The sequence below is a fragment of the Flagellimonas algarum genome (genome assembly GCF_040513375.1).
GTDB classification, from domain to species: Bacteria; Bacteroidota; Bacteroidia; order Flavobacteriales; family Flavobacteriaceae; genus Flagellimonas_B; species Flagellimonas_B algarum.
In genome coordinates this window covers 587,594-602,479 of record NZ_JBEVTG010000001.1, presented here as the reverse complement: position 1 = coordinate 602,479, position 14,886 = coordinate 587,594, and the positions used below count along the sequence as shown (strand labels likewise).

Annotated in this window: 16 protein-coding genes; 10 read left to right on the top strand and 6 right to left on the bottom strand. The window is 47.2% G+C overall.

Annotated elements, in window-relative coordinates:
* Window positions 1-27 precede the first annotated feature (27 nt).
* From ABV409_RS02810 to ABV409_RS02795, 4 genes are all read left to right on the top strand, one after another.
* Window positions 28-234 (top strand): YgaP family membrane protein, encoded by a 207-nt coding sequence (locus ABV409_RS02810; RefSeq protein ID WP_353876025.1) that lies wholly within the window; start codon window positions 28-30, stop codon window positions 232-234.
* 27 nt (window positions 235-261) lie between these two features.
* Entirely contained in the window at window positions 262-819 is a 558-nt protein-coding gene (locus ABV409_RS02805; RefSeq protein ID WP_353876024.1) for a YeeE/YedE family protein, read from the top strand.
* Window position 820: 1 nt separating this feature from the next.
* Window positions 821-1,234 (top strand): DUF6691 family protein, encoded by a 414-nt coding sequence (locus tag ABV409_RS02800; RefSeq protein ID WP_353876023.1) that lies wholly within the window; start codon window positions 821-823, stop codon window positions 1,232-1,234.
* A 98-nt stretch (window positions 1,235-1,332) separates the two neighbouring features.
* A complete protein-coding gene (locus ABV409_RS02795; protein WP_353876022.1) occupies window positions 1,333-1,734 on the top strand; it encodes a response regulator in 402 nt (133 codons plus the stop codon).
* 9 nt (window positions 1,735-1,743) lie between these two features.
* Here the strand turns inward: ABV409_RS02795 and ABV409_RS02790 are convergent, their stop codons facing one another.
* From ABV409_RS02790 to nirB, 6 genes are read right to left on the bottom strand one after another with little or no spacing between them, the layout of a single operon-like run.
* Window positions 1,744-2,115 carry a DUF7009 family protein gene (locus ABV409_RS02790; RefSeq protein WP_353876021.1) on the bottom strand — a complete coding sequence of 124 codons (372 nt, stop codon included), beginning with the start codon at window positions 2,113-2,115 and terminating at the stop codon, window positions 1,744-1,746.
* A gap of 4 nt (window positions 2,116-2,119) precedes the next feature.
* Window positions 2,120-2,698: a precorrin-2 dehydrogenase/sirohydrochlorin ferrochelatase family protein gene (locus ABV409_RS02785; protein ID WP_353876020.1), complete on the bottom strand. Its 579-nt coding sequence runs from the start codon at window positions 2,696-2,698 to the stop codon at window positions 2,120-2,122.
* Window positions 2,685-4,559 (bottom strand): sensor histidine kinase, encoded by a 1,875-nt coding sequence (locus tag ABV409_RS02780; RefSeq protein WP_353876019.1) that lies wholly within the window; start codon window positions 4,557-4,559, stop codon window positions 2,685-2,687. Before ABV409_RS02780 ends, ABV409_RS02785 begins: the two co-directional genes overlap by 14 nt.
* Window positions 4,556-5,149, bottom strand: coding sequence for a DUF4202 domain-containing protein (locus tag ABV409_RS02775; protein ID WP_425589989.1), 594 nt, complete (start codon window positions 5,147-5,149; stop codon window positions 4,556-4,558). Before ABV409_RS02775 ends, ABV409_RS02780 begins: the two co-directional genes overlap by 4 nt.
* A 12-nt stretch (window positions 5,150-5,161) precedes the next feature.
* Window positions 5,162-5,539, bottom strand: a complete 378-nt coding sequence (gene nirD / locus ABV409_RS02770; RefSeq protein ID WP_353876018.1) for a nitrite reductase small subunit NirD — start codon at window positions 5,537-5,539, stop codon at window positions 5,162-5,164.
* Between the two features lie 14 nt (window positions 5,540-5,553).
* A complete protein-coding gene (gene nirB, locus ABV409_RS02765; protein ID WP_353876017.1) occupies window positions 5,554-8,097 on the bottom strand; it encodes a nitrite reductase large subunit NirB in 2,544 nt (847 codons plus the stop codon).
* Between the two features lie 112 nt (window positions 8,098-8,209).
* Here nirB and cobA point away from each other — a divergent pair, with 112 nt between their 5' ends.
* The 6 genes from cobA to ABV409_RS02735 all read left to right on the top strand — a co-directional run bounded on the left by cobA (window position 8,210) and on the right by ABV409_RS02735 (window position 14,788).
* Complete coding sequence (gene cobA / locus ABV409_RS02760) at window positions 8,210-8,989, top strand: uroporphyrinogen-III C-methyltransferase (protein WP_353876016.1); 780 nt, start codon at window positions 8,210-8,212, stop codon at window positions 8,987-8,989.
* Window positions 8,990-9,230: 241 nt separating this feature from the next.
* The gene (locus tag ABV409_RS02755) at window positions 9,231-10,616 is read left to right on the top strand and encodes a CmpA/NrtA family ABC transporter substrate-binding protein (RefSeq protein WP_353876015.1); all 1,386 of its coding nucleotides are present in this window, start codon (window positions 9,231-9,233) and stop codon (window positions 10,614-10,616) included.
* 21 nt (window positions 10,617-10,637) lie between these two features.
* A complete protein-coding gene (locus ABV409_RS02750; RefSeq protein ID WP_353876014.1) occupies window positions 10,638-11,744 on the top strand; it encodes an ABC transporter permease in 1,107 nt (368 codons plus the stop codon).
* Window positions 11,745-11,755: 11 nt separating this feature from the next.
* Entirely contained in the window at window positions 11,756-12,595 is an 840-nt protein-coding gene (locus ABV409_RS02745; RefSeq protein ID WP_353876013.1) for an ABC transporter ATP-binding protein, read from the top strand.
* Window positions 12,596-12,610: 15 nt separating this feature from the next.
* Window positions 12,611-13,444 carry an ABC transporter ATP-binding protein gene (locus tag ABV409_RS02740; RefSeq protein WP_353876012.1) on the top strand — a complete coding sequence of 278 codons (834 nt, stop codon included), beginning with the start codon at window positions 12,611-12,613 and terminating at the stop codon, window positions 13,442-13,444.
* Between the two features lie 36 nt (window positions 13,445-13,480).
* Complete coding sequence (locus ABV409_RS02735; RefSeq protein WP_353876011.1) at window positions 13,481-14,788, top strand: alginate export family protein; 1,308 nt, start codon at window positions 13,481-13,483, stop codon at window positions 14,786-14,788.
* Window positions 14,789-14,886 lie beyond the last annotated feature (98 nt).

Genomic DNA, 14,886 nt, shown 5'->3' with positions numbered 1-14,886 from the left:
GATTGTACAATTATTAAATTGAATCCCATGAAAAAGAATATGGGCGGCTTAGACCGCATAGTCAGACTGATCATCGTAGTGGCGATAGCCGTATTGTATTATTTTGAAGTCGTTACCGGAACCTTGGCCTATGTCTTATTGGCCTTATCTGGAATTTTTTTCTTGACCTCTTTGGTCAGTTTCTGTCCGCTGTACGCGCTGGTGGGCCTGAATACCTGTAAAACGAAAGCCTAGGGTTTCGTACCTTGTAAAAAACGTTTTATGGAAGTCTTATCAGCACCATGGCCCTGGTATGTCTCAGGCCCATTGATCGCCCTGACCATGGCCCTTTTGATCGGCGTTGGAAAACGGTTCGGCATGTCTTCGAACCTCCGAACGGTCTGCGCCGCCTTGGGTGGTGGAAAATGGGCCGGCTTTTTCCGATTTGATTGGAAGCGACAATCATGGAACCTTTTGGTCGCCTTAGGGGTGGTCTTCGGCGGGTTCATCGCTGACCGGTTTTTGAGTAATGGGGCAACGGTCGAATTAAACGAGCACACCATCGCCCGACTCGAAGCACTTGGGTTTGCCGATGCTGGCAGTAGCTATTTGCCAGAAGCCCTATTCGGTATGTCGGCTTTCTCCGATCTCGGAACGCTGTCCCTATTGTTGATCGGGGGCTTGTTGGTAGGCTTCGGGGCACGCTATGCCGGAGGTTGTACTTCAGGCCACGCCATTTCAGGCTTAAGTAATCTTCAACTTCCATCCTTGATCGCCGTTTTGGGATTCTTCGCTGGCGGGTTGATCATGGTCCATCTTATTTTCCCAATCCTTTTTTGATATGCGCACTATCAGTTACCTCCTCATCGGCACTTTTTTCGGAATCGTCCTGTTCAAGTCGGAAGCCGCTTCTTGGTTCCGGATTTATGAAATGTTCCGGTTCGAGTCCTTTCACATGTACGGGATCATCGGTTCGGCCTTGGTGTTGGGCATATTCTTTACGCAATGGGTGAAGCGTAAGGAACGAAAATCATGGTTCGGTGAAACCATTGCGATACAAGATAAGGAAAGGTCGTTTGCCCGTTATGCCATCGGGGGCACGGTCTTTGGGCTAGGATGGGCGCTTGCAGGGGCTTGCCCTGGGCCGATGTACGTACTATTGGGAGCTGGGTTTTGGACCATCGGTATCGTTTTGCTCGGCGCGCTATTGGGTACGTTTCTCTATGGTCTGCTCAAAGATAAACTTCCGCATTGATTGAAAAATAGAGCTTTTGAACCCTTTTTTGGTCATGGATAACGAGAAAGGTTCCGTATTTGCTGAAAAGCGGATAGTTTTGTGGGAAAATCAAGCATTTGATAGGTATTTGCATTATTGATGATGATTTGGTATCCCAGTTCGCTACCCGGTATTGTATCGGCCAGTTTGGGGATGATTTTGATATCACTACGCATGGAAGTGCTGAAGAGGCTTTGGACTTTTTCAGGGATTTGATCAGTGATGGGGCCAAATTGCCCGAATACATCTTCTTGGATTTGATCATGGGCGATATGGATGGATGGGCCTTTATCGAAGCCCTTGAAAAAATCTGGGTCGGAACGAACCAGCCCCAAATTTATGTGCTATCGGCTTTTGCCAACGCCAAAGACCGTGGTATTGCCAAAAGCCATCAATTGATCTCCGGTTTTTTCGATAAACCTTTGACTAAAAGTAGCCTTGAAAAGGTGTTTGAAAAACGCAATGTAGGAAAGGCTTAGTATCCTTGTTTATTCTTTGGACGCTAGGGGATTGGGGTAATTGTCTGACTGGTCTTCGATGGTATTGTCTAAACATGTAAAGTCTTTTTCGACCAAAAGGGACAGGGCGTTGGGGTCGTTCCAATCGACCGAATTGCTGAACCCTACCCGATCACTGCCCGCCCAAGAGGCTTGCTCCGATTTTGGAAGATATAGGGTAATGCCGTTATTGACAAAGTCCGCTTCAAGTTCTTTTATCCCTGCCTTTGCGACCAATCGATAGGTCAAGGTTTTGGATTTAAATTGGGTCTCTTCGATGTATTTCCCATCCCTGCTGAAGGCTTCCACCTCGCTCTTGGTCAATCGAAACCGTACGGAGTTGCCTTTGATCCTAATTTTCATAAGCTCATTTTTTGTTCACCAGACCTTTGGTGAATTCGTTCAATGTTTCCACTTTTTCCTCAAAATCACCTTTAATGGTTTTTCGGTATTCGTTTAGGTTTTGTACAAGATCATCGATATTTTCAGGAATCACATCTTCAAAAAATTGCCGCAAGCGTTTGGCCGTTGTCGGCGATTTGCCGTTGGTCGAAATGGCCACTTTGACGTTCCCTTTGGTGACGATTCCCCCCATATAAAAATCGCAATAGGGAGGGTTGTCGGCTACGTTAACCAATATCGAACGTTTTCTGCAATCGGCATAAACCTGTTCGTTAACCTTCGGGCTATCGGTAGTGGCCACTACGATGTGCTTGTTTTTCAAAAAACGCCTTCGATAAGGGCCATGGTGCATGCGAACCTGGTGTTTCTTTGCAATTTCGAGCGTACCTTTACGATACATGGGTGCCACCATATCGACTATCGCATTCGGACTCGATTTCAGCAGAAAGGTCAATTTTTCTTCGGCCACATGGCCTCCTCCAACGATCAATACCTGGAGGTTGTTGACCTTCAAGAATACGGGGTAGAGTTCATTCCGTTCCATGAAGCATTGCTTTGTCTTGGTTCAACGTATAGTTTAAGGTCACTCGGGTGCCTTCACCTGGCGTTGAGCTGAAAAACAACCGACCATTGATATATCCCATACGTTCTTTCATAAAGAACACACCCATGCCGCCTTCACTGTTGTTTTTAGGGGCCTTGTCAAGAATAGTGGTGTCGAAGCCTTTGCCATCATCATCGATGACCACGCTCAATAAGTCTTCCGTGACATTCAAACTGACCAAAATATAATTGGCATCGGCATATTTTATGGCATTATTGACCGCTTCTTGGGTGACCCTGTAGATGTTCGTCTCCGCCAAGGGTTCGAATCGGATGGGGTTCTCGGCCCTTGTTTCGAACAAGATCTTTTTACCCGTGAGTTTGCTCAACTCCTGGGTCATTTTCTGCAAGGCCGGAAAAATACCATGATCCCCCAATTCCGGGGGGGTAAGGTTGAAGGTCGCGGTGCGAACCCCTTTGATCAATTCGGAGGTCAATTCTTTGAGATAGGCGATTTTTTCTTCGGTCTTTTCCCGTTGTTTCGGATTGATCGATTCGATATTGAATTTCAGGGCGGTCAGCATTTGCCCGATACCGTCATGAATGTCTTTGGCGATACGCTTGCGCTCTTCCTCTTGCCCTGCAACTACCTGACTGGCTTGCAGTTGCTTCTGTTTGATCCGCTCTTCATAGTTCTGTTTGGTGAGCTGCTCAACCATATGTTGGGTCTTCTTGCGCTCTGTGATATCGGAGCATAAAATCAACAAACTTTGTTTTTCGCGGGATTGGTAAATAGGAATGATCGACATTTCAAGCCAGATACGTTCTTTCGATTTGGTGGTGATTTCGATTTCTTCCGTCCTGATATTTTTGTTCTTAGAGGATAGGACTTCCCTAAGGTATTGTTGCTGTCCTTCATCTTGGGTCAAGATTTCGGAAAGATGGTTTTTTGCCGGTTTTTCGGTCTCTCCCAAAAGGTTGAGGAACTTTTTACTGATGAAGGAGGGGGATCCGTCCATAGATAGGTCGGCGAACAAGGCTGCATTGTCGATTGCAAATCCGAGTTCTTGGAGTTCGCGAAGCGATTCCTCCTTTTCCTTAAAGATTTTTTTGATTTGTTCGTTGTCTTCTTCAGATTGCTGCCTGCCCCGCAAAAGATCGGCGATTGTCTCCCTGATTTGGAATGACATAGGTCTGAAAATAAACACCAATTCGAGCAGAAGGATCAGCAATGAAACCCCTAACAAGAGGAACTCCTTCAATTTCAATTGCTCTAGTTGTTGTTTGCTAATGACATCATAGGCATTCACGATGGCATCCATTTTCCGGAGGAATTGCTGTTCGTTCGAGAGTATGTTCGCCAACTGCGTTTCAATAGCCAACGCGGTTGAATCGGAATGGACCTCTGCTGTTTCCAGAATTTCATGTGCCGAAGCCACCATGGCGGCATGGTGGGGGGATACCTCTTGGAACAGTGCCAAGATTTCTGGGTTTTCCTCCTTTGGCAGTCCGATACTATCATTTCCGGTTTGCAAGCCTCGATGTGAGACCGTCCATACATAAAGGGTTTGCTTCAGGGCTTTAGTCACGGCTTCACGTTCGGCAAGGTCACGAATGGCGTTCAATTGTAAGGCTTCTTTGACCAGCTTTTGGCTATACGCCCGTTGACGACCGGCCACATTGATGACCCGTGAATCATCCAATTGGCCATCCAAATGCTGTTGGATCAAAATCTGGGCAACGATCACGGTAAGGGCAATAGCGGCCAAGGCCAGCAGATACCACTGTTGTACCCGCTGGAAGGTTTCGGTATCCAACCCGCGAGATCCACCATTTGGGGCGCCACTTGCTCGTTCGATCATTGGCCCAATGCTTTCGTTATCAATTCAGTTCCCCGATTTGAAAAATCCAATCGCAAGGCAGCTTTTTGCCCTTTATCGGACATCTTTTTCCAAGTTTTTTGAAGGATCGAAACGATTTTGGCATCATCGTGTTTGACCAAGAACGGTTCGTAGTAATATTGTAAGAACACTAAGCAGATAACATCTTCAAGGGTTTGGGTCTCCTCGTCTATTTTAAGCTTCTTTTTCAATAAAAGGAAACGTACCCGCTCGATCAGGTCGGGGCCATAGCCCACATCGGTTAAAATTTCCGCAGCAATGTCGGCATGGTAGGTTTTAAGGGCCCTCCGCCATTGTAAGTAACCCACACGGTTCATTTCATAGCGGTCACGTGGGATTTCCCACCTGCGGATGTGTTGGCAGCGGGCCGTCAGCTGTAAAGCTTCTGAAGCATCTGGATCAAAAGCCTTCAGTACCGCACTCATCCGCTGGGCGTAAAGCAATTCTTTGGGCAATTCCCGGCCTTCGAAGACCTCATGGTTGGGGTCTTCGGCATTCGCCGCATCGAACCGCTCGAACGCATTGCTCAGTTTTTCGGAGGCCACCATCATTGGGTTTTTTCTTCATTCGGAAAAACCAAGATACACAAAACCGTCTTTAATCTTCACCGGATAGGTCGTAAGGGCCGGAAGGCTTCCGTTCAGGTTCTCACCGTTCTCTAAGGAAAAGGTTTTTTTATGGAGTGGGCAGGCGACTTTTGCCATTCCGTTCGCATCACCGATCATCCCTCGGGATAAGACCATTTCCATTTTATGTGGGCAAAGGTTTTGGCATGCGTACCACTTGCCTTGGCGGGTAAAATTAAATACGGCGATTTGTAGGTCTTTATATTTTACACAGGCACCCCCGTCTTCTGGAAAAGCATCGACTCTGGCGGCTTTGAACCAGACATGCACATCTTTTTCTTTCAAGGGCTGGCTATTGGCTAGGACAGTATCCATGGTTCACGGTTTGATTAAGAAATACTTGGGCTTGCCAAGGGGACTTTCTGCCACTGTTTCGGCATTTTTTGATCACGCATCGGTACGAATACCAAGGTGTCATCGTCTTCTTCGCTATTGACGAAGTGATTGAAACGTTTCATCATTTCGGGGTCATTCACCGCTTGGGTCCATTCGCACTCGTACTTGTTGACCAAAGTCTGCATTTCATCTTCGAGGTCTTGGGCGACTCCTATCGAATCTTCGATGACTACCTGTTTGAGGTACCCAAGCCCGCCTTCGAGGTTATCGAGCCATGCTGCTGTACGTTGCAAGGGTTTGGCGGTTCGCATGTAGAACATCAGATACCGATCGATATACTTGATGACGGTTTCATTGTCGATTTGCTCGGCCAATAGCTCGGCATGTCTCGGGTTGGCACCACCGTTTCCACCGACATAGAGGTTCCATCCCCCTTCAACCGCGATGAGTCCGAAATCCTTGCCGCGAGCTTCGGCACATTCTCGAATGCAACCTGAAACGCCCCCTTTGATCTTGTGTGGCGCGCGGATTCCACGATAACGGTTTTCAAGTTCGATACCAAAGCTTACACTTTCATCCATCCCATAACGGCACCAAGTAGAACCGACACAGGTTTTTACCGTACGGAGCGATTTGCCGTATGCATGTCCGCTTTCAAAGCCATAATGGATCAGTTCTTTCCAAATCAAGGGCAATTGCTTCAAGGTAGCACCGAATAGATCGATGCGCACCCCTCCGGTGATTTTGGTGTACAAGTCATATTTCTTTGCGATTTCACCCAAAGCGATCAGTTTATCGGGCGTGATTTCACCTCCGGGTACACGGGGTACGATGGAATAAGTGCCGTTGCGTTGGATGTTCGCCAAGAACCGATCATTCGAATCTTGGATGGCGTATTCCTTATTCGCCGTATCGGCATGGATCGTGGCCATCAGCGAAGCAATGACGGGTTTGCATATTTCACAACCGTGCCCGCTTCCATGATGGTCGAGGACTTCATTGAAATTGCGGTACCCTTTGACTTTGATGATATCATACAATTCTTGACGGTTGTATCCGAAATGTTCGCAGATATGATCATTCACGGCAATACCCATGGATTTCAGGGTGGCTTCGGTCAAGTTTTTCACCATGGGTTTACAGCCTCCGCATCCGGTACCTGCCTTGGTTTGACTTACCACGCCGGCAAGATCGGTAGCTTTTCCGTCAGCAATGGTGCCACAGATATGGCCCTTGGTCACGCTTTCGCAAGAGCAGATTTGGGCCGTATCGGGTAAATCCATGACATTGCCTAGAGGTGTGGCCCCATCCGAAACCGGCAAGATAAGTTGGGCAGGATCTTCTGGTACCGCCATGCCGTTGAGATACATTTGATGCAAGATGTTGTAATCTTCGGCATCACCGACAAGGATGCCCCCAAGGAGGGTCTTACCATCATGGCTGAGATTGATACGTTTGTATAGTTGTTTGGTCTTATTTTCAAAAATGATGGAGTGCCCTTGGTCAGCGGGCATAAAGGGGGTGCCGAAACTGGCCACATCGACCCCGATCAATTTTAATTTGGTCGACATATCGATAGCCTCCGCCATTCGGATTTCGGAATTACCGACGATTTGATTAGCAGCTACATGGGCCATATCGTAGCCCGGGGCCACTAGACCGTAGATCATTTGATTATAGAGTGCGACTTCACCTATGGCATAAATTGATGGATCGGAGGTTCTCATGCTCGAATCGACAACAATACCTCCACGAGTACCCGTTTTAAGGTCACAGGTCTTGGCCAGCTCATCACGAGGTCTGATTCCTGCTGATATGATCAACATATCGACTTTAAGAGCATCATCTTCGCCGAACTCCATACCGGTAATGCATCCATTTCCCAGAATCCGGTTGGTGGCCTTTCCCAAATGGATGTTGATGCCCAATCCTTCCAAGGTCAACTGCAATACTTTGCTGCTACGGGCATCCAATTGACGCGGCATCAATTTGGTAGCGAATTCGACGACATGGGGTTCCAATCCCATATCAAGAACGGCTTTTCCTGCTTCAAGTCCCAACAAGCCCCCTCCTAAAATCGCGGCCCTGCCATTGGTTTTTTTGGCATGTATGTCTTGGGCATAGGCAAGCATCCCTTCAAGATCCTCAATGGTTCGGTAAACAAAGACCCCTTCTTTTTCAACACCTTGGATCGGAGGCACGAAGGGTACCGAACCGGTAGCCAAAACCAATTGGTCGTACCCATGGGGTTGTCCAGAACGTGTAAAGACGGTTTTGGCTTCCTTGTCGATATCCGTAATGTATTCACCGGTAATCAAAGTGATGTTATGGTCACTATACCATTGGGGTGGAGCCAATTCCAACGATTGGGCGTCTTGGTTATCGAAAAATTCACTGAGATGGACCCTGTCATATGCGGGCCTGGGTTCTTCACCGAACACGGTAATATCAAAACTGCCCGGTGCTGCAAGGGCTACCAGTTTCTCACAGAACTTATATCCTACCATGCCGTTGCCGATAACTATGATTCTTTGCATTGTTACAATAATTAGGAACAATGTTACGTATAAATACTTATTTTATATCTAATAATATGAAAATAATTACGTATTCTTGTTGAGATTTTAGTAATTCACCTAGCCTGGAAATATGAAAACGCCACCAAAAAGTTTTAAGACCGTATGCTTGGTTGGAGCCGGGCCTGGCCGTGAAGACCTTATTACTATTGGAGGTTTGCGTGAAATTGAAAGAGCCGATGTGATTTTGTATGACGCTTTGGTCAATACCAGGCTATTGCGGCATGCCAAAAAAGACGCAAGGCTTTTATACGTAGGAAAACGTAGTGGAAAGCACAGTTTGACCCAAACTGAGATCAATGCGCTGTTGTTGGAAAGTGCCCTGACCAACGACCGGGTGGTACGATTAAAAGGGGGAGATCCCTTTGTTTTCGGAAGGGCATCGGAAGAAATCGAATACCTCGAAACGTTCGGTATCGCGGTAGAGGTCATACCTGGTGTAAGCAGTGCGATATCAGTGCCTGCGATGCAGGGCATACCCTTGACCAAACGCGGGGTAAGTACGAGCTTTTGGGTGGTGACCGCTACGACCAAATCAGGTGGTTTTTCGAACGATTTACTATTGGCGGCCCAGTCTTCGGCAACTATGGTCGTTATGATGGGGGTGCGTAAAATCAGCGAAATCGCAAAGCAAGTAGCCCTTTACCGCTCTGGTTCTACGCCGATCGCCTTGATACAAAACGGGACGCTTCAGAGCGAGCAATGTGTATCAACTACTTTGGGAATGGCCGAAAGGGCCTTTAAGGCTATCGATGTCAATAAACCCGGTATTATCGTAATTGGCGAAGTCGTTGCGGAACATGCGGCATTTTATGATGAGGAATTCCAACGGGTCCTTTATTCCTATATATAAGGTGCTTCATTGAAACTACACCCAGGCCCCGTTTACCGAACGAAAACCGTTTCTTAAAAATTTATCGAATCGACAATGCCAAGGGTATTCGATTTGCGAATGATCAAAATTTACCCACCGGCATTTCACTTCCTTGAAATCTACGTGAAATACGTAACAAATATTTTAAATAAGTATAAATACGTATTTTAATTACGTAGGTTTGTTTCGATTCAGTAATCAACAAACAAAAGATAGAACAATGAAAGCAATGCTCACAAAAAGTTTAAGCCTTTATGTCGCGCTCCTATTGGTAGCCTGCGGCGGAAAGCAGACCAAGAAAGGCGACGAATTGGCCCAAACGGAAGTTCAGACTTCCACCTTGGAGATTGAAAAACCCCAACTGACCTTTGGTTTTATCAAGCTTACCGATATGGCCCCTTTGGCCATAGCCAAGGAAAAAGGGTTCTTTGAAGATGAAGGGCTTTTCGTTTCCGTCGAGGCGCAATCCAACTGGAAGAACGTACTCGATCGGGTCATCGATGGTCAATTGGATGGTTCACATATGCTATCCGGTCAGCCCATAGCGGCCGGTGCCGGATTCGGTCGCCAAGCTGAATTGGTCACACCTTTCTCTATGGATTTAAACGGAAACGGTATCACGGTCTCCAATGATGTGTGGTCGAAAATGAAACCCAATGTACCAAAAGGCCCCGACGGGAAACCCTTACACCCCATCAAAGCCGATGCCATGAAACCGGTAATCGACGATTATAAGAACAACGGAAAGCCTTTTAAAATGGGCATGGTGTTCCCAGTATCAACGCACAATTATGAAATCCGTTATTGGTTGGCGGCAGCAGGGATCCACCCGGGAATGTATACGGCCGATAACGTTCAAGGTCAGATCGATGCGGAAGTATTGCTATCGGTCACTCCACCCCCCCAAATGCCCGCCACCTTGGAGGCCGGTACCATTTATGGCTATTGCGTCGGGGAACCGTGGAACCAGCAAGCCGTTTTCAAAGGAATCGGTGTTCCTGTCACGACCAACTATGATATCTGGAAGAACAATCCTGAAAAGGTTTTCGTCATGACCAAAAAATTCGTTGACGAAAATCCGAATACCGCCATTGCGGTCACCAAGGCACTGATCCGTGCCGGCAAATGGCTTGATGAGCCCGGCAATCGCGATGAGGCCGTCAAAATCCTGTCAATGCCCCAATACGTAGGAGCTGATGAAGTGGTTTTGGCCAACTCCATGACCGGCACCTTCGAATTCGAAAAAGGGGACAAGCGTTCGATGCCTGATTTCAATGTCTTTTATAAATACAACGCGACCTATCCTTTTTATTCCGATGGCATTTGGTTTTTGACCCAAATGCGTCGCTGGGGGCAGATACCTGAAGCGAAACCGGCATCTTGGTACGAGGCTACCATAAAGGATATCTATCGCCCTGACATATGGAAAAAAGCTGCGAATCTCTTGGTAGAAGAGGGCCATATCCCTGCAAGTGATATTCCACAAACCGATGGATATAAGCCCGCAACGGCAGACTTCATCGATGGGAAGACCTATGACGCAAAAGACCCTATAGGCTACATCAACAGTTTCCAGATCGGGAACAAAGACGATTCATCGCTTTAAAACCTTCCAAACCTTACGATCATGAAGCAAAGTGTAAGTGTCAACAAATCGGAAGCATTCAAGCTGACCGGACTATTCAAGATCCTGTCTTCCAGACTTGAATTGAAAATCCCCAAATTCAACGGAAAAGGACTGATACGAAAAGTATTGGTGCCCATGGCATCCATCATACTGTTCATCGTTCTGTGGCACTTCGGGGCCCAGGCGCTCTTCAATGTGGAAGCTGATTATAAAATCGACAAGGCCTTGACCGAGCAGGGTCAAGACGCCGCTGATCAAATGAAAGCCTGTATCGCATCGGGTGATGTGAGCTGTCAACCGAACACCCTGCCCTCTCCAGGCCAAGTTTGGGCTTCGTTCAACACCTTGATTGCCGATCACAAGGTCATCAGTGCCGATAAGTTGGCCTTTAAGGAAAAGACGGCCGCTTTGAACGCCAAAAGAAAAGCGGAGGGCAAAACCCCGATAACCTATACGGGGCGACCTTCTTTCGTAGATCAGATTTTTACCAGTTTAAAGACGGTTTTCGCTGGTTTCGTTTTGGCTTTTATGATTGCCGTGCCGATCGGGATCATCATCGGTTTGAGCAAGACCTTACGGAATTCGTTCAATTGGTTGATCCAGATCTTCAAACCTGTATCACCGGTGGTTTGGCTGCTCTTGGTGTTTATGATCGTCAAGACGATGACCAAGGATTCCAATCAAGACAGTGCCTTTATCATTTCGTTCATCAGTGTAGGTCTTTGTGCCATGTGGGCCACCTTGGTCAATACGGCCATGGGGGTTTCAACGGTTGATAAAGATTACATCAATGTCGCCAAAGTATTGAAGTTGGGTCCCTTGCAAAAGGTGTTCAAGGTGATCCTACCTTCTTCCTTACCCTTGATCTTTACAGGCTTGCGAATTACCCTATCGGTAGCGTGGATGGTGTTGATTGCCATTGAACTTTTGGCGCAAAGCCCGGGTTTGGGATCGTTTGTTTGGGAAGAGTTCCAGAACGGGGCCAATGATTCGAATTCGAAGATCATTGTGGCCATGTTCGTTATCGGGATTATCGGTTTCCTTTTGGATCGTGTCATGCTCATTATCCAAAATGCGGTATCGTTCAATAAAAATGCAATGGCCTAAAACCTTTAGCAATGGCATATCTGGAATTACAGAACATTCACAAGACTTATGGCGAAGGGGTCCATCGCACTGAGGTACTTACCGATATCAATTTGAAGATTGAAGAAGGGGAATTCGTAGCGATTGTCGGTTTCACCGGAAGTGGAAAGACCACTTTGGTCAACCTGATCAACGGTCTGTTGAAACCGACAAGCGGATCTGTTCTTTTTAAAGGAAAACCCGTGGTCGACACCAGTCACGAAAGAGGGGTCATATTTCAAAATTATTCCTTGCTGCCGTGGTTGAGCGTCGGGCAAAACGTGGCCATGGCCGTACGGGAGGCCTTTCCGAAATACAGCAGAAAGGAAGTCAAGCAACGGGTCGATGACTATGTAAAAATGGTCAACCTATATCCTGCCATCAATAAGCGACCGAAAGAACTTTCTGGAGGTATGCGCCAGCGGGTGGCCGTGGCCCGTGCACTTGCCATGGACCCGGAAATGATCATTATGGACGAACCCCTCGGTGCTCTTGATGCCTTGACCCGGGGTAATCTGCAAGATGAGATCTTGAAGATCTGGAGCAAAGACAAGCGCACCGCCCTTTTGATTACCAATGATGTCGACGAGGGCATTTACATGGCCGATAGGATCATTCCGCTTCGACCAGGACCGAATGCGACCTTAGGGCCTGAGTTCAAAATCGATATTGAACGGCCCCGTGACAAAACGGAACTAAACGATAATCCGGAGTATAAGAAGACCCGAAATGCCATTATTGAATATTTAATGGGAATCGGGGAAGAGCGAAAATCAGCTTCAAAACTGGTCTATGAATTGCCCGATTTGCGCCCGAAGAGTTATGTCGCCTAATCAAATATGCAACAGATGGAAACAACAATAGCAGTCGAAACCGCCAAACAGGCCCATGAAAATGGAATCGTCTTTCCACAGGACAAGGTGATGTTGGACCTAAGGGATTTGAAAAAAGTGTACCCCACACCCAAAGGCGATTATGTGGTCTTGGAACATTTGGACCTTCAAATCCTGAAAGAGGAGTTCGTTACCATTATCGGGCATTCGGGATGTGGGAAGACCACCATGCTTTCGATGATCGCCGGACTCAATGAAATCAGCGGGGGCCATATTTCCATATTGGGAAATCCCATCAAGGGTCCCGGTCCCGATAGAGGGGTCATTTTCCAAGCTCCGAGTTTGATGCCTTGGATGACTGCGCTTCAAAACGTACTTCTTGGCGTGAACCGTGTTTTTCCGCATGCCACCAAAGCGCAGCGGAAGGATATTGCCAAATACTACCTCCAGAAAGTAGGCTTGGAAACGGCTTTTGATAAAAAGGCGACAGCACTTTCACAAGGGGAACAACAGCGGGTAGGCATCGCCAGGGCTTTTGCCATTAAGCCTAAGGTGCTCTTGTTGGATGAACCCTTCGGAATGCTTGACTCCTTGACCAGGGGGGAATTGCAAGATATCCTGATCGAAATCTGGAACAAAGAAAAAATTACAGCCGTAATGATTACCCACGATGTTGATGAGGCCATCTTTTTGGCCGATCGGGTGGTCATGATGACCAGTGGTCCTAGGGCAAAGATCGGCGATGTACTCAACATCGGATTCGAACGGCCGAGATCTAGAAAAGCCGTCCTTGACCATGACGATTATTACAAATACAGAAAACACCTCATTGATTTTTTAGAACACTAACAAGCACTTCATTGTTTAACAGCTAACACAACACTCATGAAAAAATCACTATCCTTACTCATATTGGCATGCCTATCGATCCAATCGATGCGGTCACAATTTACCCTTGATGCCCAGTTCAGGCCCCGTACCGAATTCCGAAATGGATTCCAGTTTTTACAGGCTGAAGGGGTAGATGCCGGTTTTGTCACCAACACCAGGGCGAGGCTTGGGGCCAAATACCAAGCACCCGCATACACGATTTATATCAATATCCAAGATGTTCAGATTTGGGGCGAAAACCCACAGATACTACCGGTGGATGCCAACAACTCTTTTGCCCTTTTCGAAGCCTGGGCCGAATTGAAATTAGGCAAAGGTTGGACGACCAAATTGGGTAGGCAAGTCCTGTCTTACGACGACCAACGGTATTTCGGTGGGCTCGATTGGGCCCAGCAAGGACGCTACCATGACCTCGCCATGATCAAATACCGATCCAATGGTTTTATGTTGGATTTCGGTCTGGCCTTCAACCAAGATTTGGACGGTCAGGGCGGTCCGTTATTCGGATTCAAGAATTCAGGAACCGAATTCAACTCGGGCAACCCGTTCCAATACAAGACGATGCAACACCTATATGCCAAAAAATCATTTGGAGCCTTTGGGGCCAGTTTGGTCTTGGCCAATCTTGGGTTTCAGCAGGTCGATGCCACGACCGGGGATGTTAGCGACATTAGGAATACCTTCACCGCGGGCACCCATTTGACCTATAAGAAGGGCAAATTCGGATTGGCAGGAAACGCCTTTTTACAGACCGGTAAGTTCGTGAACGGAATCGATATCGATGGCGCCTTTCTATTGGGGTTGGAAGCTACTTATAAGGCTGGTGCCAAGACGACACTTGGTCTAGGGATCGAAGCTATCAGCGGAGACGATACCTCGACCGATGGTACCGAAGCATTCTTACCACATTTTGGCACCAATCATAAATTCAATGGTTTTATGGACCATTTTTATGTAGGCAACTGGGTCAATCGCGTTGGATTATTGGACTTGCATGCAAGTGCGGTATTCAACCTGGGGCCGAAAACAACCTTATTCACCAAATTCCTGAACTTCACCGGTATGGAAGATACCCCCAATGGAGAGCGCAATTTGGGGAACGAAATCGACCTGGTGCTCACGCAGAAATTCAATGGCTTTGCCTTAAAGGTCGGATACTCCCAATTGTTCGCCTCCGATGGTCTTGAAGAGCTCGAAACCCTTCGTTCAGGCGCTACCGAATTCAAGGGGTCACAGAATTGGGCATGGGCCATGCTGATCATCAAACCAACGCTGTTCACCACAGCGAAAAAGGACAACTAGGATTTACTAAACGGACTTTGCTTCAAAGGGGTCATCTTCAACATCGTTGGGATGGCCCTTTTCGATATAAGGCCACCTCAAGAATTCTGTTATTTTTG

Excerpts from the sequence above, each read along its gene's own strand:
- ABV409_RS02810 (WP_353876025.1), top strand. The coding sequence starts at position 28 with ATGAAAAAGAATATGGGCGGCTTAGACCGCATAGTCAGACTGATCATC.
- ABV409_RS02805 (WP_353876024.1), top strand. The coding sequence starts at position 262 with ATGGAAGTCTTATCAGCACCATGGCCCTGGTATGTCTCAGGCCCATTG.
- ABV409_RS02800 (WP_353876023.1), top strand. The coding sequence starts at position 821 with ATGCGCACTATCAGTTACCTCCTCATCGGCACTTTTTTCGGAATCGTC.
- ABV409_RS02790 (WP_353876021.1), bottom strand. The coding sequence starts at position 2,115 with ATGAAAATTAGGATCAAAGGCAACTCCGTACGGTTTCGATTGACCAAG.
- ABV409_RS02785 (WP_353876020.1), bottom strand. The coding sequence starts at position 2,698 with ATGGAACGGAATGAACTCTACCCCGTATTCTTGAAGGTCAACAACCTC.
- ABV409_RS02780 (WP_353876019.1), bottom strand. The coding sequence starts at position 4,559 with ATGATCGAACGAGCAAGTGGCGCCCCAAATGGTGGATCTCGCGGGTTG.
- ABV409_RS02775 (WP_425589989.1), bottom strand. The coding sequence starts at position 5,149 with ATGATGGTGGCCTCCGAAAAACTGAGCAATGCGTTCGAGCGGTTCGAT.
- nirD (WP_353876018.1), bottom strand. The coding sequence starts at position 5,539 with ATGGATACTGTCCTAGCCAATAGCCAGCCCTTGAAAGAAAAAGATGTG.
- nirB (WP_353876017.1), bottom strand. The coding sequence starts at position 8,097 with ATGCAAAGAATCATAGTTATCGGCAACGGCATGGTAGGATATAAGTTC.
- cobA (WP_353876016.1), top strand. The coding sequence starts at position 8,210 with ATGAAAACGCCACCAAAAAGTTTTAAGACCGTATGCTTGGTTGGAGCC.
- ABV409_RS02755 (WP_353876015.1), top strand. The coding sequence starts at position 9,231 with ATGAAAGCAATGCTCACAAAAAGTTTAAGCCTTTATGTCGCGCTCCTA.
- ABV409_RS02750 (WP_353876014.1), top strand. The coding sequence starts at position 10,638 with ATGAAGCAAAGTGTAAGTGTCAACAAATCGGAAGCATTCAAGCTGACC.
- ABV409_RS02745 (WP_353876013.1), top strand. The coding sequence starts at position 11,756 with ATGGCATATCTGGAATTACAGAACATTCACAAGACTTATGGCGAAGGG.
- ABV409_RS02740 (WP_353876012.1), top strand. The coding sequence starts at position 12,611 with ATGGAAACAACAATAGCAGTCGAAACCGCCAAACAGGCCCATGAAAAT.
- ABV409_RS02735 (WP_353876011.1), top strand. The coding sequence starts at position 13,481 with ATGAAAAAATCACTATCCTTACTCATATTGGCATGCCTATCGATCCAA.